The 338-nt window shown below is 65.1% G+C and carries 1 pseudogene; it reads left to right on the top strand.

Annotated features, from left to right (window positions below):
• Positions 1-334 (top strand): annotated as a pseudogene (locus SB822_RS55705) (altronate dehydratase); the annotation flags it as partial.
• Positions 335-338: the final 4 nt, after the last annotated feature.

Below are 338 nucleotides of genomic sequence, written 5' to 3'. Positions count from 1 at the left end.
GGATTCGCCGGGCTACGACCCGGTCTCAGCGACGGGCCAGGTTGCGTCCGGTGCGAACGTGATCTGCTTCACGACGGGGCGCGGCTCCGCGTATGGCTGCGCGCCGTCGCCGTCGCTGAAGTTTGCGACGAACAACACGCTGTGGGAGCGTCAGGCGGACGACATCGACCTCAACTGCGGCGGCGTGATCGACGGCAGCGCGAGCATCGACGAACTGGGTGAAGCGATCTTCCAGATGATGCTCGATTGCGCGTCCGGCACGCGCACGAAAAGCGAATTGCATGGCTACGGGCAAAGCGAATTCGTGCCGTGGCAAGTCGGCGTGGTGACGTGACGCG

This window comes from Paraburkholderia sp. SIMBA_054, assembly GCF_046534875.1.
Taxonomy (GTDB): domain Bacteria; phylum Pseudomonadota; class Gammaproteobacteria; order Burkholderiales; family Burkholderiaceae; genus Paraburkholderia; species Paraburkholderia hospita.
This window is presented reverse-complemented; position numbering and strand designations above follow the sequence as displayed.